Source organism: Burkholderia sp. AU31652 (genome assembly GCF_002223155.1).
Taxonomy (GTDB): Bacteria; Pseudomonadota; Gammaproteobacteria; order Burkholderiales; family Burkholderiaceae; genus Burkholderia.
In genome coordinates this window covers 1,175,641-1,195,185 of sequence record NZ_NKFG01000003.1, presented here as the reverse complement: position 1 = coordinate 1,195,185, position 19,545 = coordinate 1,175,641, and the positions used below count along the sequence as shown (strand labels likewise).

Sequence of the window (19,545 nt, the reverse complement as noted above, 5' to 3'; positions counted from 1 at the left end):
TTCCCCGCTTGCCCGCTCGGTGCGCGATTTTTTATCTTAATAAAAACGACTGTTTGAATCAGACAAACAAATCACCAGTTCGCGGCCGGGCGACCGGCATGGGAGGCGGGACATGGCAGTAAGTCAGGAGGGGCGGCCATCCGCGGGACGGCCGTCCGGGGCACGGTCATCCGGCACGCGGCAGACCGGCGGGACGAAGGCGCGCATCCTCGATGCGGCCGAGGACCTGTTCATCGAGCATGGCTTCGAGGCGATGTCGATGCGCCAGATCACCTCGCGCGCGGCGGTCAACCTCGCCGCGGTCAACTACCACTTCGGCAGCAAGGAAGCGCTGATCCACGCGATGCTGTCGCGTCGGCTCGACCAGCTCAACCAGGAGCGCCTGGGCATCCTCGACCGCTTCGATGCGCAACTCGGCACGCACATCACCTGCGAGCACGTGCTCGGCGCGATGTTCATTCCCGCGCTGAAGGCCTCGCGCAATCCCGAACGCGGCGGGCCCGGCTTCCTGCGCCTGATCGGCCGTGCGTACACCGATCCGTCGCCGTTCGTGCGCAACTTCCTGACCGCGCACTACGCGAGCGTCGCGGGCCGCTTCTTCGACGCGTTCCAGCGCGCGTTGCCGCACCTGCCGCGCACGGAGCTCGGCTGGCGGCTGCACTTCGCGATCGGCGCGCTGTCCGGCGCGCTCGCGGGCGCCGAAACGGAAAGCCTGATCGACGAGTTCTCGCAAGGCCGCACGATGAACGACGTGCAGATGATCGCGCGACTGTCGTCGCTGATCGTCGCCGCGCTGAAAGCGCCGATGCCCGACAGCGCGCAACTGTCGATCTTCGCGGCCGTGCTCGACGATGCGGGGGCCAGCGAAGCGTTCGGGCTGCCGCAGTCGGCTGCGCCCGCCGTCGATACGGCGACGCTGCATTCCACGAACTGAGCGCGCGAGGCCACGCGCCGCTTCCTGTTCACGATTTGATTGAAACGCGCGGTCGCGCGGGGCGTCGAGGCGCCCCGTCGATCGACCGTGCGGCACGGGGCACGGGCCGGCGCCGAAGCGCCCGCCTTCGCCGAGAGCAAAGACCGGAGACTCGTCATGTCATCTTCCGCAGCAACCGCAGCGGCCCAGGTTCCGCCGAACACCGACGGCATCTGGTACGCGTCATACCCGCCCGGCGTCCCGCACGAGATCGACGTCACGCAGTACGCATCGCTCGTGCAGTTCTTCGACGAATGCACGAGCCGCTTCGCCGAGCGCGTCGCCTACGTGAGCGCAGGCGCATCGATGACCTATCGCACGCTCGCGCAGAAGGTCGACGCGTTCGCGTCTTACCTGCAAGGCATCGGCATCAAGCCCGGCGACCGCGTCGCGATCATGCTGCCGAACACGTTCCAGTACCCGGTCGCACTGTTCGGCACGCTGAAGGCCGGCGCGATCGTCGTCAACGTCAATCCGCTCTATACCGTGCGCGAACTCGCGCACCAGCTGAAGGACAGCGGCGCGCAGACGATCGTCGTATTCGAGAACTTCGCGCGCACGCTGCAGGACGCGCTGCCGGAAACGCAGGTGAAGAACATCGTCGTCACCGCGCTCGGCGACCTGCTCGCCGACGGCTTGAACGCGAAAGGACGCCTGATCAATTTCGTGCTGAAGCACGTGAAGAAGCTCGTGCCGGCCTACCACCTGCCGCAGGCCATCCGGTTGCGCTCGGCGCTCGCGCTCGGCGCGCGCGGCAAGCCGCAGCCGGTGCCGATCACGCGCGACGACCTCGCGTTCCTGCAGTACACGGGCGGCACGACCGGCGTCGCGAAAGGCGCGATGCTCACGCACGGCAACCTGATCGCGAACCTGCTGCAGGCGAAGGCCTGGATCGCCGACCAGGTCTCGGGCGACGTCGAAACCGTGCTCACGCCGCTGCCGCTGTATCACATCTATTCGTTGACGGTGAACGCCTTCATCTTCATGGGGCTCGGCGGGCGCAACATCCTGATCGCGAACCCGCGCGACATGACGATGGTGATGAAGATCATCCGCAACGAGACGTTCACCGGGATCACCGGCATCAACACGCTGTACAACGCGTTCCTCGACAACGAGGAATTCCGCAAGCGCGACTTCTCGAAGCTGAAGCTTGCGATGGCCGGCGGGATGGCGATGCAGCGCGCGGTCGCGGAGCGCTTCCAGCAGGTGACGGGCCGGCCCGTCGTCGAGGGCTACGGCCTGACCGAGTGCTCGCCGATCGTCACGATGAACCCCGTCGACCTGAACGACATGGCCGCGTTCAGCGGTTCGATCGGCCTGCCCGCGCCGTCCACCGTCGTGCGCTTTCGTCGCGAGGACGGCACCTGGGCGCCCGTCGGCGAACCCGGCGAGCTGTGCGTGCATGGTCCGCAGGTGATGCGCGGCTACTGGCAGCGCCCCGACGAGACGGCCAAGGTAATCGACGCCGACGGCTGGCTCGGCACCGGCGACATCGGCGTGATGGACGAACGCGGCTTCATCCGCCTGATCGACCGCAAGAAGGACATGATCCTCGTGTCGGGCTTCAACGTGTACCCGAACGAAATCGAGGAAGTGCTGGTGATGCATCCAGGCATCAGCGAAGCCGCGGCGATCGGCATTCCCGACGAGGTGCAGGGTGAACGGATCAAGGTGTTCGTCGTGCGCCGCGACCCGTCGCTGACGGTCGACGACGTGCTCGCACACTGCCGCAAGAACCTGACCGGCTACAAGATGCCGAAATTCGTCGAGTTCCGCGACGCGCTGCCGCAGACGAACGTCGGCAAGATCCTGCGCCGTGCATTGCGCGACGAGGAACTCGCCAAAATCAAGGCCACGAAGCAAGGCTGAACGATCCATCGCCCCGGGAGACGCCGCCGATGAACGAAGGAAAGAAGCGCCACGCGCGGCATGCCGCCGCCGTGGCCGTCGCGTGCATGCTGTCGCTCGCCCAGACTGGCCTGCATGCGCAGGAAGCGGCCAGCGCCGCGGGCGCGACGCAGGAGGTCGCCCTGCCGGCCGATCTCGCGAAAATCACCCGCGAGCCGGTCGCGCAGCAGGCACGCTGGCTGCGCACGGCCGCGCAGCGCGGCACGCTCGCGCAACTCGATGACGCGACGCTCACCACGCTCTTCAAGGCGCTCGATCCGCTCGCCGTGCCGCTCTATATCCGTAACGGTCCCAACGGCTATCCGTCCTACCAGTTCACGATGGTGCGCCAGGAACGCATCAGCGGAAAATGGTCCGATACGCCCGACCGCATGCTCGTGAAGACCACCCGCGAGCCGCTGCGCGTCTATGCGAAATGGCTGCCGGGCGGCGCGCACGCCGGACAGGAGACCATCTACGACACGACGCAGCGCAAGGACGAGATGTACGGCCACCTCGGCGGCCTGCTCGGCAAGATTCCGCTGTGGACGGCCATCGACGGCGCACTCGCGCGCGCCCAGTCGAATCACCAGGTGAAGGATCTCGGCACCGAATTCATCACGAACCTGTACCTGACCGAAGGGAAGAAATATCTGGAAGCCGGCGTGCAGCGGCCGACCAATGTGGAAGCCAGAACGATCAACGGCGTGCGCGTCGTTACGCTCACCTACGAAACACCGACCGGCCGGCCGCAGTTCTATGCGAAGAAGGAAGTTTTGGGGCTCGACCTGCACGCGCCCTATTTCCGGACCGTCGAGTCGTATGACAACGACGGCAAGATCTTCGAGCGGATCGTCATCGAGAAAATTGCCCCGGCGACGCTCGACGACACCGCATTCGACCCGAAAAACCCCGACTACGCGTTCTGATGCGCGCCGGCGGGGCTGGCCTCGGGCTCAATCGTCATCGTCGTCGCCGTGGTGCCGGCGCCAATGCTTGTAATAGTGCTTGCGCCACTTGCGATAGCGGTCGTCGTCGTCATCGCCGTAGTAGCCGTATCCGTAGCCTGGATAGGCGACCACGGCAGGTTGCGGCGCCACATAGACCGGGGCCGGCTCGACATAGACCGGTGCGACCGGTACGCCGATGCCGACGGACAGGTCGACATGCCCCGCCATCGCACTGCCCGAAGCCAGCAACGCCACGCTCCCGACCCACCCTGCCCATCGTCTCTTGTTCATGTTCTGAATCCCTGATATGCCGGCCCGCCCGGCTCGCGCGACTAAAGTAAACGTCGCGCGCGAACCCAGGTGATACGGCCTTGCGAGAGTCGTAACGCAACGTAACGAAATGGCATTAGCCGTTTGGCCGAATCGCGAAAATGCGCTGGAACGTCTATAGTGGGTTACGGTTCGACACAATCACGACTTCGCGCTCCCCGATTGAACAGGGTAGAATCCCGCCAAACACCTTGTGGACGAACACGCCACACACACGCACAACATATTCTCTGACGCAGGCTCCTGCCGCACCTCAATGGCCAATCCCGCAGAATCCCATCCGCAAAACGACTTCATCAATTCGGCGCGCAAGGAACGTAAGCGCGTTGAAATCTATCTCGTCAACGGCATTCGTCTGACGGGGTGTATCGAGTCGTTCGACCAGTACCTGGTGATGCTGCGCACCCCCGTGGGTCTGCAAGGCATCTACAAGCGCGCGATTTCCACGATCCAGCTCGACACGGGCGGCTCGCGCCCGGGCGGCAGCGGCCCCCGCGGGCCGCGCACCGGCGGTCGCCCCGGCGGCCGTGAAGGCGGCGGTCACAGCCCGTACGGCTCGCACGGCGGCCCGCGTGAATCGCGCGGCGACGGCGGCTACGGCTCCCGCGAACCCCGTGAAGGCTATGGCTCGCGCGAACCGCGCGAGGGTTACGGCTCGCGTGAGCCGCGCGAAGGCTACGGTGCGCCGCGCGAACCCCGTGAACCGCGCGAAAGCTACGGCTCACCGCGCGACACCGGCGACGCATCCGGCAACGCCTCGTCGTCGGATTCCCGCGGCGGCAGCGGGCCGGTCATCGTGACGCGCCGCCGGCGAATCGTGCCGGACGGCCAGTAAAGCAAAAGGGCAAGCCAACCGGCTTGCCCTTTTTACTGGTGCGGCCGGCGCGGCATGTCGCCGCACCGCCGCCGGGTTCAGCGTGCCGTCGTCGGCAGGCCTGCATCGGCCTCACGCTGCAACGAACGCACCTGCTGCTGCAACGCACGCAGTTGCGACTGAAGCTCGGCCTGCTGCGCCTGCAAGGCGGCCGTCTCGTTGCGTACGCTCTTCTGGCGATCCGCGACCGCCGCCTGCTGCTGGCGGGCGATCGAAATATCCGCCTGCAGACGCCGCGCGCGATCCTGCGTGACCTCGATCTGCTTGTCCATTTGCGCCTTCTGCGATTCCAGCTTCGCCGCCCGCAGTTCGTTCACGGCCAGCCGCTCCGCCTGGCGCGAGAAATCGCGATAGATCGCTTCCGCACGCGTTTCGTCGTAAGTCTTGATGACGCGCCAGAACGCCTTCTGCTGGAACAGCGCGACGAAGTACGCACCGTCCTTCACGTTGAACAGCAGGCTCGCGCCGTAGCTGCCGTTGTAGCTCGTGCGCATTTCCGTCAGCGAGTGCCCCTGAATCTGGCGCTGCAAGTCGTCGACCGTGCTCGGCCCCGTCGACTCGCCAGCCTGCGGCTGCAGCGACGTCTGCGAATCGATCACCGGAATCGCCGCCACCGGCGCCGATGCCTGCTGTACGACGGGCGAACCGCTGTCCGCCAGACTTTGCGCGTATGCGCCCTGCATGCCTCCCGCCAGGGCGAACAATACGCACGCCCTTCCCAACCCCGTCATATGGCTCATGAAGTTCTATTCCCGCCCGAGTCGTTGTAATTCAGCGCGATTTTATCTCATTAATTACTCACTTTCGCGGGTCTCGGGCTCCTCGTCGAAGATCTGGTATTTGCGCATTTTTTCCCACAGGACCTTGCGGCTGATGCCGAGTTGCTGCGCCGTATCCTGACGCCGCCAGCCGTTTGCGTCGAGCGCCGCAATGACGCGGTTGCGCTCGTTCATGTCCCACTTACTGCGATCGACGAACACCTCGGCCGCACTCTCCGCCGGGACCGGCTGGGCCGAACTGCGCGCGTGCGCGATCAGCCGCTGCAGCCGCGCGGCATCCCACCCGCCCGTCTGCCGCACCGTCACGCCGACACGCTCGGCGAGGTTGCGCAGTTCACGCACGTTGCCGGGGAAATAGCTGTCCGCGACGGAATCCGTCAGCCAGTACGGCAGATCGGACAACTGAGCGAGCCGCTCCTCGCCGACGACCTGCGCGACGAACGACTTGAACAGCGCGATCTTGTCGACGGCGCCGCGCTCCTCCAGCGACGGAATGCTCAGCTCGATCACCGCGAGCCGGTAGTAGAGATCGGCACGGAACAGGCCATCCTTCACGAGCTGCGGCAGCTTCTTGTTGCTCGCCGCGACCAGGCGGAAATCGACCTTGACCGGCGACGTCGCGCCGACGCGCAGCACCGCGCCATCCTCGAGCACGCGCAGCAGCTTGACCTGCTGGTACAGCGGCAGATCGCCGACTTCGTCGAGGAACAGCGTGCCGCCGCCCGCCTGCTCGAAATAGCCTTTATGCGCAACAACCGCGCCCGTGAACGATCCCTTCGCATGACCGAAGAACAGCGATTCGAACAGGCCGTCGGGAATCGCGCCGCAGTTCACGGGCACGAATTCGCCATGCCGGTAGCGCGAATGTTTTTCGTGCAGCAGTTGCGCGATGCGCTCCTTGCCGACGCCGGTTTCGCCGTGCAGCAACACGTTGGTGTCGCAATCGGCGAACGTATCGACTTCGTGCAGCAGGGCCTGCATCGATTCCGAGTGCGCGACGAGTTCGGTCGGATGCGACGTTTCGGCCGTATGGGCCCGTAGCTGCGTGACGAGCTTGCCGATCATGCCGCGCAGTTCGGCACACGTGAAGTCGAGCGGCAGGATGTGCGAATACTCGGGCGGATACTGCGACGCGTCGTGATCGCGCGCCGCGCCGACCCAGACGACCGGCATGCCGATGTTGGCCTGCCAGTCGCGCAGGAACGCGGCGCCGATTTCGATCATCGTCACGCTGATGATCGCCAGCGACGGCCGCAAGGCGGCGCGCTCGGGCGAGATCTCCGCGTTGTCGGCGCGGATCACTTCGACGTCGAAGCTCGCCATGCACCGGGCGACGCGGTCGACGATGTCCGCCTTGCCTTCCCAGACGTACAGGTCGAGCTCTTCGATTGCGGGCGTGGTTCTCATGATTCGGGTGCGGCTTCAGTGATTGACGAGTTGCTTTGCATTGCAGATCAGTGAACTGTTGCAGGCAACAGCGACGCTGCCCGCGTTGATGCCCGAACGTTCAGGCATTTATTGAACCAGCATGGGGTTGCCGCATTTGATCGAGTCCGGTGTGTTCGTGACATAGGCGTTCCCCAAGCTCAGACCGAGCAGGCCCGTGACGGAGGTCAGGAGAGAATCGACCGGTTGCAGGAGCAGCGGAACGAGCGTATTGGCCAGTGCGTTCAGCAGCGGTCCGAGCAAGGTGTTCAACAACTGACTCAGTACCCCGCTCAGATCGACCCCCACAGCCGCCAGCGCTCCGAGCAGGCCGCTGTTCCCCAGCGACAACGACACCTTCAGGCCGTTATTCGCGACTCCCGTGACCGCAGGTGACAGAAACTGATCCGTGCCCGTTCCCAGCGTGTACGGCGATGCCGGGGATGGCGAAGCGGACGATCCGGGTCCGGGATACGTGAATACCAGCGGCGTCGGACTTTGATTGGCATCAGGAACAACCGTCATCTGCCCGGGCAACAGGCTGATGTTGACCGTAATGGCATTCAAATTGACGATACCCAACGTCAGGACATTGATCAACGAAGCCAGCGTGGACGTCAAGCCACCCAGGTTCAACAGGCCAAGCAGGCTCGACAGGTTGACGGACACCAGCTGAATCGGGGCCGCACTGCCGTCCGGCGAATACCCGGACGATGCGTTGAGGTTGATCGGCGTATTCGCCGCGCCGCCGATATAAACGGCGAGCAATCCGGTCTGAACATTCACGGTCGCGCTTTTCGTGCCGTTCGCGGAGCAGGTGACCGACGCCAGGCCGGCTGTCGCCGGCGCCACGTAGGCGGTGATCGGCAGTTGCACCGCGGCAAGCGGCGTGGGACTGCCGGACGGACAAGTGCCTCCCGGATACACCAGCCCGCCTGTAGGACAAGTCGACAGCAGCGATATCGACGTGTTGAGGAATACGTTCCCCTGCGCAGTCGACGTATTGGTCGTGCAATTGGATGTCCCGCAGGTCGATGGCCCGGGCGGACCGCTCGCGGTGGCCGGCGGATTCGCCCCGAGCTTGACCGAACCCGACACGGTTACGTTCAGTAGCGGCGAGAGCAAGGTAGGCGTCTGAACTGTGACGCTGGGAATATTGACCGAACTCGTGCCGTTCGCGATCTGCAAAGCTGTCGACAGCAATCCAAGTGCATTGACGCTGGCATTGGCGGCAGAGGTTCCGGTAGCGGTTGCGACAGCAACCAGTTGGCCGAGCGCGATCTGCGGACCGCCGCAGACGCTGCCGGAACAAAGCGCGGCGACAATCGCGTTCAGGACGTTCAGGTTCGCCCCGACCAGATTCTGCTGCGTCGCCGCTTGTACTGTCGCGTTCGCCAATTGGCCAAGCGTCACGGTACCGTTCAATACGCCCGTGGTCGTGCCGACCGGCAGATTGGCGAGAATACCGGCCAGTTTCAGGTTGACTTGCGCCAGACCCTGGTAGTCAAGGACCTTCAGACTCAGCGCATTCGGCGACCCCGTCAGCACTTGCAGCAACTTGTTGGCCAACCCGCCGTTCAACGCTGCCAGCGACGTGGTCAGCGTAAAGCTGTCGGTCGGCACGCTCTTGGCGATAGCCGACGCACTGATCGTTACGCCGTTGATAAAGATCCCGCTCACCGGCTCCGAAACGGTCACGCACACGGCGTTGACCGATTGCCCGGCACCGACCGCGCCGCCTGACAAGCCGGCGCACTGGTTATTGGCCGGCAGCGCTGCTCCCGAGGTGCGTGTGAACTGGGCGCTCGCGCCGCTGGTTGCCGGCGGGCTCCAGATCCCGCACGTCACGACTGCCGTGGCCTTTCCCGACAGCAGGCTTGCCGGCACGTTCGTGACTTGATTGACCGCAGTCGTTGCGGCCGCACAAGTGGCATCGCTGGCGACCTGCGTCACGGCAGACAGCGCGGCCGTATCGGCGGCCGCCTGCATATGGCGTCGTTCGGCATAGAAGCGGCCTATATCGGTCGCGCCCAACACGATGACCGCGATCGCCAGGAATATCGTCGCCATGATCGCCGCACCACCACGCTGGCGACGCCCCCCCGGGCAGCCGACGCGACGCCGCCGAGCCACGTGTGATTGATCTGTGCGCATCAACGTCTCGCTTACTGCGCGCTTTGACCGCCACCCGACATGCCGCTGGCAGAGCCGAGCTGCGAATTCATCGTGTCGGGAATCTTGTTCTTGAACGAGTCGAGATAGCGTTGATAGACAAGCGACGCAACGTCGCCGAGCACCGGTTGCGCCGGCGCCGCAGCGCGATTGTCGCGCTGCATGGCGAGCCATTCCTTCGCGGAGCGCTCGACGTCGGACGCGCGCGGCGCACCTGCATCCTGTGCATGGGCGACAGCCGATCCGACCACGATCCACACGATCGCTCCGAGTGCTGCGATCCGGCCCACGCGCACGTTTCGATGATGTTTATTGTTCATGTCGTTCCCCCGATGTCTATTCATTGTGCAAAACGCTGCAACAGTGGCACGGTCTGGTCATAGCCGAAATTATTCGCCATCGGTGTAATCGGCGCTGCGGCAGCGCGACGCGACACCACCGATGGTGTCGCGACCGCACGCTGCTGCGCCCGTGCCGCCGCGACGATCTTCGCCGCGTCGCCGACGATGTCCTTGCGGATATCCGCCGACAGATGTTGCTGATTCATCAACCTCTGAGCATCCTGTGTACGCCCCGCCGCGATCAGGTAAAGCGCAAGATTGCTGACGATCTTGGGATTGCGCTGATCCAGTTCGGCCGCCTTCATCAACGGCACCCGCGCACCGACGACGTCGCCGCTGCGCAACTTCGCGTATGCGAGATCGGACAGCAGCGACGCATCGGTCGGCGCAAGATCCGACGCCTGCGCGAGCACCTGCGCCGCACGATCGAAATCGCCTGCCGCGCCCGCGATCAACCCGAGCCCGCGATAGCCTCGCGCGGCAAGCGGCGTTTTCAGCAGTTGCGTATAGACGGCTGCGCTTGCGGCCGGCTGTTCGGTCATCCGCAGTGCGTCCGCGCGCAACAGGATCGACTCCGGAATCGCGCCATAGGTCTTGTCGTACGCATCGATATGCGCGAGCGATGCAAAGTAGAGCCCCTGCCCCTGCATCCGCTGGATCAGACCGAGGTACATCCCGGGCGTATCCGGCACGGACTGCTTCTGATCGGCCGCCTGCATCAGCGCCGCACGCTCGGTCTGCGAGCTGACGCCGTACCCGTTTTCCTTGGTTGCGCACGCCCCGAGCAGCAGCACTACTGCCGCAGCCGCACCTATTTGCGATGCCATCCCGCTGATCCGCTTCATCGTCTTTCCTTCCACCGTCAATGGCGCGACGACAGTGCGTGTGTCACCGCCAGCAAACCCGGCCCGGCTGTCACGATCAGCAAGGCGGGCAGCAACGTCAACACCATCACGCCCGTCATCTTCACGGTCAGTCGGCCAATCCGTTCACGCAACATCGCGCGGCGCGTCTCACGCAACCGGTCGCCGAACTGCTTGAGCGGCTCCTGCACCGCACCGCCATGTTTGTCGACCTGCACCATCAATCGCACGATCGCGCGCAGATCCTCGTTGTCGAATCCGCTGGACAGACGCTGCAACGACTGCTCGCGCGTCCGGCCTGCCGCGAACTGACGCTGTGCGATCCCCATTTCCGACGACAGTACCGGCATCATTCCGCGAAAATCGTTCGTCACGACCTGCAGGCTCTGATCGAGCGACAATCCGACGCCTTGCAGCAGACGCAGCATGTCGACGAGCAACGGCAGTTCGTCGATCACGCTTTGACGCCGCGCCGCCGCGCGGCGCTGCACGTATAGCTTCGGCAACATGAAGCCGAGCCCGAAAGCGGCAAACATGCCGACCATCCACATGCTGCCCTTCATATGGCCGCTCGCGAAAATCGCGAACAGCAGCGGCAGCCCGATCCCACACGCGACCCGCGCGCTCAGGAACAGCCCGCGCGTGCGCGTGTCGACGTAACCGCATTGCTCGAGCAAGCGGCGATCCTCTTCCGCGACAGCGTATTTGCCGAGTCCGGTATCGAGCCAGCGCACACCGGCCGCCGACAGACGATCGAGAATACGTTCGACGCGCTGTCCCCGCCGGACGTCAGGCTTGGCTGGCGCCTCGCCGCCGTCCGGCGCGGTCCGCGCTTTCGCTGCTTCGAGCGTGGCCATGCGCCGGTCGAGCGCATCGACAAGCGCGCGCTCGGCGCGCGTCGCGGCACTTGCGCGTAACAATGCGATCACGCCGAACAGCAGCACGCCGAGTGCGCCGCTCGCCAAGGCAATCGCTCCGATCTGAGTCGCTGTCATAGCATCACCTGAGCCGAGCCATTCGATACAGCCAGACACTGCCGGCCAATTGCAACAGGAACGCGAACATCAGGAGCGTCCGCCCGCCCGGGTCGTTCCACATCCCGTGCAGATACTTCGGATTGGTTACGACGATAAAGCTGCCGATCCCGATCGGCAACATCACGAGCACGAACGCCGACAACCGCGTTTCTGCCGACATTGCTGTCAACTCGCGCTCCGCCTGTTCGAGGTCGCGCATGAACACGGCCATGCGCTCGAGCATCACGTCCGCGCGGCCGCCGTACTTGACCGACAGTCGCAACACGGAACCGACGAGTTCGAACTCCTCGGTCCGGTAGATTTTCGCGATGTGCACCATTGCGCGATCGATTTCGACACCGCCTCGCAGCATCCTCGACACGTGGTCGAGACAGCCGCGAAGCGGCTCCTCGGTCGTCAGCAGCGCGGACTGGAATGCCGCCGGCACGCTATTGCCAAGCGTCACAAGACGCACGATGCCGTCGAGGAACGACGGAATCTGCCGGACAATCTTCAGCCTGCGCCGCTGGATTCGCGACGCGAGCCAGACGCCGAAAATCGAGCATCCGCACGCAAGCGCGGCAAAGCACGCGAGCGCGCCACCGCGGTTGCCCGCGAACACCGCGATCGCAACCAGCGCGGCGAGCGCGACAAGCGCTTTGCCGCGCGCATCCTCGATCCCCGCGCGACTCGCCAGGTTCGTCAGATACTCGGATGCGATCGCATATTGATGCTTCCAGAACGTATCGGACAATGCGCTCCGTGCGGTGCCAGGTTGCGGCGGCACTGCACGCGCGGCGCCTGCCGTCGACGACCGCGCCGCCTGTGCGGCCACCCCGGCACGTGCGCCCGGTTCGAGCCGGCTGTCGATAAAGCGCTTCGCGTCGGTCCGTACGCGCAGGTTCTCCGCGTGACGCCACAGCATCACCGCGGCCGCGACGCACAGCATCGCGAAAGCCAGCACCCATGCCATCGCGCTATACATTGAAGCCCCCGCCGCCGCGGCCGAACCCGCCCCCCCCGAAGCCACCGCCAAACCCGCCGCTCGTCAGCGTCTGACGGAAGCGTGCGAGCTTCGGCGAATGCGGATGAATGCCCAGCGTTTCCCAGTTGTCGACTTCCTCGCCCTCCGGCGTCACGCGCGCTTCATAGCGGTAAAGCTCCTGCGTCGCGATGATGTTGTCGGACAATCCGGTCACTTCGGTGATCGACAAGATCCGCCGCCGTCCGTTCGACAGACGCCCGATCTGCACGATGAAGTCGATCGCGTTCGCGATTTGCCGGCGCAGGCTCGATTCGGTGCCCTGGAAGCCAGCAAAGCCGGCAAGCATCTCGAGACGGTACAGACACTCACGCGGCGAGCTCGCATGCACGGTGCCCATCGAGCCGTCGTGACCGGTATTCATCGCCTGCAGCATTTCCAGCACTTCGCCGCCGCGCACTTCGCCGACGATGATCCGGTCAGGGCGCATCCGCAGTGTATTGCGCAACAGGTCGCGAATCGACACGACACCGGTGCCGTCGAACCCGCCCGGACGGCTTTCGAGCCGCACGACGTGCGGGTGGTTCAGCGACAGCTCCGCCGTATCCTCGATCGTCACGACACGCTCGATCTCCGGAATGTGGAATGCGAGCGCGTTGAGCAGCGACGTCTTGCCGGAACTCGTGCCGCCCGACACGAGGATGTTGCAGCGTGCCTCGACCGCTGCCTGGAGCAGCGTGTTGATCTCTTCGTTGAACGTGCCATTGCCGAGCAGATCGGACGGCTTCAGTGGATCCTTGCGGAATTTCCGGATCGATACGACCGGGCCGTCGATCGACAGCGGCTCGATCACGACGTTCACGCGGCCACCGTCGGGCAGTCGTGCGTCGACCATCGGGTTAGACTCGTCGAGACGACGACCGATCGGCGCGAGAATCCGGCGCACGATCCGCAGCAGGTGCGCGTTGTCGGTAAAGCGCACCGGCAGCCTCGCGAGGATCCCGTGACGCGACACGTACACGTCGTTGTAACCGTTGATCAGGATGTCCTCGACGGCCGGGTCCGCGAGCAGGTCCTCGATCGGCCCGAATCCCGCAAGCTCCTTGGTCAGCGCTTCGGCGATCGCACGCACCTCGTTCTCGTTGAGCGGAATGCGGCGCAGGCGCACGAAGCTGTCGATCTCGAGATCGACGAACTGGTTGATCGCCTGTCGGGACCATCGGCCGAACTCGGCGCCCAGTTCTTCGATGCGCGTCAGCAGATGTTCATGCGCGGCATTCTTGATATCGTGGAATTGCTGCGTCTGAGAGAACGGCGCTGCGCCGTCGGCGAATTGAATGTCGTGTGCCATCACTTACGACCGCTTGGACGAGGGTTGAATGAAGCGCTTCAGCGCAGACAGGCCGGATGCCGGTCGCGTGGCGGTCGATCTGACCGACACGCCCGGCAGCCGCGCGGCAAGCGACTCGAGCGCGCGAACGTACGGGTCGCGCTCCGTCATGTCGACGATGAGCCGGCCCTGGTTTGCCGCATGGCCGATCGCGACGCGTCGCGACGGCAACGTACCCACCAGCGCCAGGCCGAGACGCTCGGCAATCTGCGCAGGTGTCAGGTCGAGTGCGGGATCGTACTGGTTGACGACGAGCCGGACGCGATCGGTGTCGACACCCGCGTCGCGCAGCCCGGTGAGCAGATCGGCTGCGGACACGATCGACGCGACGCCCTGATCGCAGACGAGCCACGCCTCATCGGCCGACGTCGCCATCTGGGCAACGAACTCGCGATTCGAAAAACCACCGAGATCGACGATCTGCTGATCGAAGAAGGCTCGAAACCGGTTCAGCAATCCGGCACACGATGCATACGAGACATCGCGCAGGCCGCCGAGATCGGCAGGAAGCGTCGTCAATGCAACACCGCTCTCATGCCGGGTCAGTGCGGTATTCACGAAGGTTCGGTCGATGCGGCGCAGGTTGTGAACCGCATCGATGAAATGGAATTCGCAGCGGGTATTCAGGAACAGCGCGCCGTCGCCTGCCGGCAGTCCCAGGTCGACGAGCGCAGTCTGGCGACCGGCCGGTGTGCCGCCATTCGACTCGCCGCTCCCCCCCGGACTCACCGCGCGCTTCTGCAGCCATACGGCGAGATTCGCAGCGAGCGTGCTCACACCCATGCCGGCGCGCGCGCCAAGCAATGCGACGACCTTGCCATGGCGGCTCGCCGGCTCGCCGACGTTGGCAAGCAGTCCGCGAGTCGTGCGCAATGCCTCCTCTGGCGGAGCCGACACGTCGATGAAATCGCGCACGCCTGCACGCAATGCAGCCAGCGTGCTCTCCGGCTGTGCGAGCGAGCCGAGCGCAACAATCGGCAGGCCCGGATGCGATGCGCGTACCGCTGCGGCCGCCACGCTCGCCGCCGTGCTGCCACCGGAAAAATCAATGAATACGAGAGCAGGGTTGAGACCCGTAATGCGCTGCGCGAGCACGCCAGGCTCAAGTGACGCAGGCTCGACCGCACCGGCCGATACAAGCGTATCGGCCAACCAGCGGACGTGCGCCTCCTGTTGCGATGCGCAAACGAAATAGTCTGTCACGGCGGGTTCACACAATGATTGGTTTCGCGCGTTCATGTTGAACACCCCCGATTACGCAAGGCGTGGCAATACGTCGCGACTCGCGATGCATCGCACTCATTTCGAAAAACCCGGAGCTGCATCCGGCGATGCGGCTCCGCCCAAATACGATTTCCAGACCGGCCCGTCCCGCTGCTCAGACAGCTCACCAGGCGTCGCGGGCAATACCGCTCCCTTAGCGATCGGTGCGACGAGATGCGGCGTCACGATGAACAGCAATTCCTTGTCGTTCTGCTGATAGTTCAGATTCTTGAAGAACGTACCGATGATCGGCAAATCACCGAGCAGCGGCACCTTGTTGACGTTCGACATGGTCTGGCGATCGATCAGGCCGCCAATCACGAAGCTCTCGCCGTCGCCGAGCTCGACCGTCGTGTCGGCACGACGCGTTGTGATCCCCGGCACCGCAACACCGCTGATCGTCACGCTGTTCACGTAATCGAGTTGGCTCGATTCAGGCGCAACCTTCAACGCGATCCGCTGCGGGCTCAGCACTGTGGGCGTCAGCGACAGTCCGACACCGTACTGCTTCCACTGGATCGCGGTCGAGCCAAGCCCTTGCGGTGACGGTACCGGAATCTCGCCACCGGCGAGGAAGCTCGCGCTCTGGCCGGACAACGCAACGAGCGTCGGCTCCGCAAGCACGCGGGCGAGATTGTTCGCCTCGAGCAGCGACAGGTCGGCGAAGATCCCGCGGCCCGCAGCGTTCACGACCAGGTTGAACGCGGACGAGACAGGCGAGCCGAGCGTCGGAATGTACCCCGCCCCGCCGGGGGACCCACCGTTGTACGATTGCACGCCGCCGGGCGAAAACGATCCGAACGAAAAGCCGTTGCTCTGCTTGAAGAAATTGAACCCGACTTGCTTGAGGACCGAGCGGCTGAATTCAACGACCCGCACGTCGACCTGCACGACGCTCTTGCCCGCGATCGTCGAGCGATCGATCACGGCGCCCTTCCCGCTCATGTTCTTGCCGACTGCGGCCGCGCGCGCATGCGCATCGAGCGACGCCGACGACCCCTGCAGCACGGCAGTGCCACCGTATGCATTCACGCGCGGCGTGGAGCCGTCGAGCACCGCTTGTGCCGCCGCGTCGACAACCTCGACGTTCCAGATCGTCGGTTCGTCGTGACCGCGCTCCCACAGCATCACATTCGTCGCGCCGGGTGCCTTCGCCGTCAGCAGCACGGTACCTGAGCGGCTGCCCTTCATGATCAGTACGTCGGCGATTGTCGGATCGCCAACCGCGACACGCTGCAGCGCACGGCCCGCCGAAAGCTGCCGCTGCGCGCCGACCGCCAGCTCGATCGTGCCGTTCGCGCTCGCAAACGACGCCAAAGTCATGGTGCAGATAGCAATCGCGAATCCAATCAGTGTGTTTTTCATTGTTTGGTAGACCGTCACGCGGCCCTTTACTTGTCGTCGCTGATATCGATGACCGTCGATGTCGTTCAATAGGCAACCGTTTCCGACCGGCCGCCGCGGATCACCTCGATGCCGCTTCCGCCTCCGCCGCCCCCTCCCGTCCGCACCGCCGGCGGCAGACGCGATGGCAACGGCGGCACGTTCACATTGGCCACCGCGGTTCTCTGTGTGCCGGATAGTTGCTGCAGCGAGACGCCAGCGGCGGCGAGCGCCGACGGCGACAGCTTGTTGTCCGTCCGCACCGCGACCGTTTGTATCGCAAGCTCGTCGTCGCGCGGGTTGCGCAACGCGAACGTCAGGCGCCCACTCGCCTCGCCGAGCGTCAGCGCATCGACTTGCGCGGTCGGCACCGCAAGCACCGCGATGCGGACACCGGACGGTTGACCGTTGTTGCCGTTGGCAGTGTTGCCGCTATCTCGATCGGGTGTCGCGTCTCCGAACGACAACACCCGCACCTTCGACAACAGCAACCGCGCCTGTGTCTGCGAAACTTCGCCGTCAAGCATCGTGCCCCCGCCTTCGCGCTTCAAATTCAGAAATACGTCGACGAAATTTCCGGGCCGCAACCGGTTGCCGACCGCATTGGTTTCGTCGACCCGCACTGCGACCGCACGCTCGCCCGGTTGTACGTCCTCGGCAAGCCCCGACACCAGCGCTCCCGCGACAACCGGCGACGAAGCCGGAATATCCGCTGCCGGCACCCGGCCAACGAGCACGGACGGATCGGCAAACGCACCCGTCGGTACCGGTGCCGTCTGCTTGATCTTCAGTGCGTCGGCCGTGATCGGCTGGCCGGCGGGCAACACCCGTGTCGCGATCACGACAGGAAACGGGCTGGCCGCCACGGTTTGCTGAACTGGCGTCGCATTCTGCGTGCTGCGCCCGAGCATCCACGCGTAGATTCCGAGCAATACGGCGATTGCAATCAGCAGTCCCGCGATGATCTTCGTTAAATTGTTGGCCATGTTGTTGTGTGGATGCCGGGATGAAAGTCCGATGGGTTTCTGCGTGATTCGCGCGTCAGCTGGCCCTTCGCGTCACGATACGTACTTCAAAGGATCGACTGCGGAATCTGCACGACCGCCGTACTCGTCAACGGTCGATTCAGTATGCTTCCCAGAAACGGCATGGTCGTTATCCAATCCTTGGGGGTGTAATTCACCGTAACCGACAGGCAGTACAACGACGGCGGAACCGACGTGTCGTAACTGCACGGCGGTGCCACGACTTGCGGCGTACCGACATTCAGCCAGGCCACGACACTCTGCGCAGTCGTTGTGGCGTTCGTTATGCGCGCCGCAAGAGTGGGGGCGTAAACCAACCCGGCCCGTGCGCCTTCGCTGGCGGCAAATGTCAGGCTCTGCTGAATCGTGAAGATCATCCCGAAACTGACGACGCCGTAGAAAATCACGAACAACAACGGGAACACGATCGCAAACTCGACCGCCGTCGCGCCACGCTGCCGACGGCGTCCACGCGGACGCATCTGTCGTTTCATCGCACGCCCCCCCTTGCGACAAGAAAGACAACCCATGCGGCAGCTGGTGCCATGAGACATGCCGCGTAAGGCGTTGCCCGGTATTTGCCAAGCACCATTGCCGGCTGGCCCCGTTGCCACAACGCGCCGATCGACGTGCGCGACAGCAACATCAGGGCCAGAGCATGAATACCGGCGACAAGACTGGCGGCAATCCAGATCCACAGCAGCGCATGTGCGCCGCACCACACGCCGATCGCGGCAAAGATCTTGACGTCCGCCGCGCCCATGACGCGCAGCAAAAAAAGCGGAATAAAGGCGACCAACCCGGCCAGCAGGCCGATCATCGCCTGCGCCGGGAGAATGCCGAATGGACCGGCGTTGAAATACGCTCCGCCCAGGCCAAAGATCAACCCCGCCAGAACGAGCGAATTCGAAACGCGCCGATAACGGATGTCGCTGGTTGCGACGAACGCAGCCCAGACCAGGAACACCCCGCTGAAAATGAAATGTGCCATCGCACCGCAACCTGCGACAAATGTCGCGGAGGACGGACTGCCAACGGCAATCCGCCCGCCACAACATCAAGACGACGACTCAATGTTTCGAGGTCGTACCAATTAACGCCAGGTGGGTCACTTAAAGATACTGGCAGCCGTACAGTTCGTGCCGCTCGGGGTGGTCAGACATGTCCCGAGGTTCGTGAACATATTGCCAAGATTAGTGCCGATCGTTGAAGCACCAGCCAGGATCGCGACAGCGATAAGACCCGCAATCAGCCCGTACTCGATCGCGGTAACCCCGTTGCTTTCCTTAAGGAAGCGCTTGATGATTGCTTTCATTTTATTCCTCGTGCCTGTATTTACGTTCTTTGGCCTTTTATACGTATACGTCCCCGCATATCTGGCCCTTGCCCCGCGCTGTTCGCCACATCTGCTGTAACGACAACCGGGTGCGCTTTCTTTATAGATTGCCCCGAGGGGCATGGCTCAACATTTGATGCAAGTTAACATTCGCGATAGTGACCCTCCTCGAACGTTGTGTACCGAACCGTACATTTCCTTACATCTGCTCCGGATTCTATCTCCGATCCTATTTAACTTCCAACCTCTTTTAACGGCTTGGATAGAAAAAAATGACCAGGAGCACAACGTATTTGTACGGCGTTTCGGTACGACTTACACATAGGATTTACGATAGGTTAGATGTGCACACCTAATCCACCAGTAAAACAATTGCCTCGTCCACCAAGCCTGCGCGGCCTCCACGTTACGCCGCACGCGTAACGCCAATGTTGTGACGTTACGTTACGAAACGCGCGAAACCGTTCTCATTCGCCTGTCCTTAAACAGATTCAACAATCTTTCAATTTCCATAACCTCCTTTTCCGACAAGGAATTGCCCCGTTTAAAACCT

General features: G+C 63.8%; 19 protein-coding genes. 4 read left to right on the top strand and 15 right to left on the bottom strand.

The window, feature by feature from the left end:
• Positions 1-112: 112 nt before the first annotated feature.
• From CFB40_RS08190 to CFB40_RS08180, 3 genes are all read left to right on the top strand, one after another.
• Positions 113-934, top strand: a complete 822-nt coding sequence (locus CFB40_RS08190; RefSeq protein ID WP_089425240.1) for a TetR/AcrR family transcriptional regulator — start codon at positions 113-115, stop codon at positions 932-934.
• Between the two features lie 156 nt (positions 935-1,090).
• A complete protein-coding gene (locus tag CFB40_RS08185) occupies positions 1,091-2,845 on the top strand; it encodes an AMP-binding protein (protein WP_089431003.1) in 1,755 nt (584 codons plus the stop codon).
• Positions 2,846-2,874: 29 nt separating this feature from the next.
• Positions 2,875-3,792 (top strand): DUF1571 domain-containing protein, encoded by a 918-nt coding sequence (locus CFB40_RS08180; protein ID WP_089431002.1) that lies wholly within the window; start codon positions 2,875-2,877, stop codon positions 3,790-3,792.
• A 27-nt stretch (positions 3,793-3,819) separates the two neighbouring features.
• On the opposite strand, the gene CFB40_RS08175 is transcribed toward CFB40_RS08180, so the two are convergent.
• Positions 3,820-4,104, bottom strand: coding sequence for a hypothetical protein (locus tag CFB40_RS08175; protein WP_089425237.1), 285 nt, complete (start codon positions 4,102-4,104; stop codon positions 3,820-3,822).
• Positions 4,105-4,399: 295 nt separating this feature from the next.
• On the opposite strand from CFB40_RS08175, the gene hfq reads away from it, so the two are divergent.
• On the top strand, positions 4,400-4,978 hold the full coding sequence (hfq, locus tag CFB40_RS08170) for an RNA chaperone Hfq (protein ID WP_089431001.1): 579 nt from the start codon (positions 4,400-4,402) through the stop codon (positions 4,976-4,978).
• 77 nt (positions 4,979-5,055) lie between these two features.
• Here the strand turns inward: hfq and CFB40_RS08165 are convergent, their stop codons facing one another.
• The 14 genes from CFB40_RS08165 to CFB40_RS08100 all read right to left on the bottom strand — a co-directional run bounded on the left by CFB40_RS08165 (position 5,056) and on the right by CFB40_RS08100 (position 18,971).
• Positions 5,056-5,757, bottom strand: coding sequence for a DUF2968 domain-containing protein (locus tag CFB40_RS08165; protein WP_089431000.1), 702 nt, complete (start codon positions 5,755-5,757; stop codon positions 5,056-5,058).
• A gap of 54 nt (positions 5,758-5,811) precedes the next feature.
• Complete coding sequence (locus CFB40_RS08160; protein ID WP_089425235.1) at positions 5,812-7,203, bottom strand: sigma 54-interacting transcriptional regulator; 1,392 nt, start codon at positions 7,201-7,203, stop codon at positions 5,812-5,814.
• 108 nt (positions 7,204-7,311) lie between these two features.
• Entirely contained in the window at positions 7,312-9,375 is a 2,064-nt protein-coding gene (locus CFB40_RS08155) for a pilus assembly protein TadG-related protein (RefSeq protein WP_306427336.1), read from the bottom strand.
• Between the two features lie 11 nt (positions 9,376-9,386).
• Entirely contained in the window at positions 9,387-9,713 is a 327-nt protein-coding gene (locus tag CFB40_RS08150; RefSeq protein ID WP_089425233.1) for a DUF3613 domain-containing protein, read from the bottom strand.
• A gap of 20 nt (positions 9,714-9,733) precedes the next feature.
• Positions 9,734-10,579, bottom strand: coding sequence for a tetratricopeptide repeat protein (locus CFB40_RS08145; RefSeq protein ID WP_174974647.1), 846 nt, complete (start codon positions 10,577-10,579; stop codon positions 9,734-9,736).
• A 17-nt stretch (positions 10,580-10,596) separates the two neighbouring features.
• Entirely contained in the window at positions 10,597-11,592 is a 996-nt protein-coding gene (locus tag CFB40_RS08140; RefSeq protein WP_089425232.1) for a type II secretion system F family protein, read from the bottom strand.
• Positions 11,593-11,596: 4 nt separating this feature from the next.
• A complete protein-coding gene (locus CFB40_RS08135) occupies positions 11,597-12,598 on the bottom strand; it encodes a type II secretion system F family protein (protein WP_089425231.1) in 1,002 nt (333 codons plus the stop codon).
• Positions 12,591-13,946, bottom strand: a complete 1,356-nt coding sequence (locus CFB40_RS08130; RefSeq protein ID WP_089425230.1) for a CpaF family protein — start codon at positions 13,944-13,946, stop codon at positions 12,591-12,593. The genes CFB40_RS08135 and CFB40_RS08130 overlap by 8 nt, the downstream gene beginning before the upstream one ends.
• 3 nt (positions 13,947-13,949) lie before the next feature.
• Positions 13,950-15,224, bottom strand: a complete 1,275-nt coding sequence (locus CFB40_RS08125) for a fimbrial protein (protein WP_089431401.1) — start codon at positions 15,222-15,224, stop codon at positions 13,950-13,952.
• 60 nt (positions 15,225-15,284) lie between these two features.
• A complete protein-coding gene (locus tag CFB40_RS08120) occupies positions 15,285-16,613 on the bottom strand; it encodes a type II and III secretion system protein family protein (protein WP_089425899.1) in 1,329 nt (442 codons plus the stop codon).
• A gap of 65 nt (positions 16,614-16,678) precedes the next feature.
• Positions 16,679-17,617, bottom strand: coding sequence for a Flp pilus assembly protein CpaB (gene cpaB, locus CFB40_RS08115; RefSeq protein WP_089425229.1), 939 nt, complete (start codon positions 17,615-17,617; stop codon positions 16,679-16,681).
• Between the two features lie 86 nt (positions 17,618-17,703).
• Entirely contained in the window at positions 17,704-18,150 is a 447-nt protein-coding gene (locus CFB40_RS08110) for a TadE/TadG family type IV pilus assembly protein (RefSeq protein WP_089425228.1), read from the bottom strand.
• Entirely contained in the window at positions 18,147-18,647 is a 501-nt protein-coding gene (locus CFB40_RS08105) for an A24 family peptidase (protein ID WP_089430998.1), read from the bottom strand. Before CFB40_RS08105 ends, CFB40_RS08110 begins: the two co-directional genes overlap by 4 nt.
• Positions 18,648-18,764: 117 nt before the next feature.
• Positions 18,765-18,971: a Flp family type IVb pilin gene (locus CFB40_RS08100; RefSeq protein WP_089425226.1), complete on the bottom strand. Its 207-nt coding sequence runs from the start codon at positions 18,969-18,971 to the stop codon at positions 18,765-18,767.
• Positions 18,972-19,545: the final 574 nt, after the last annotated feature.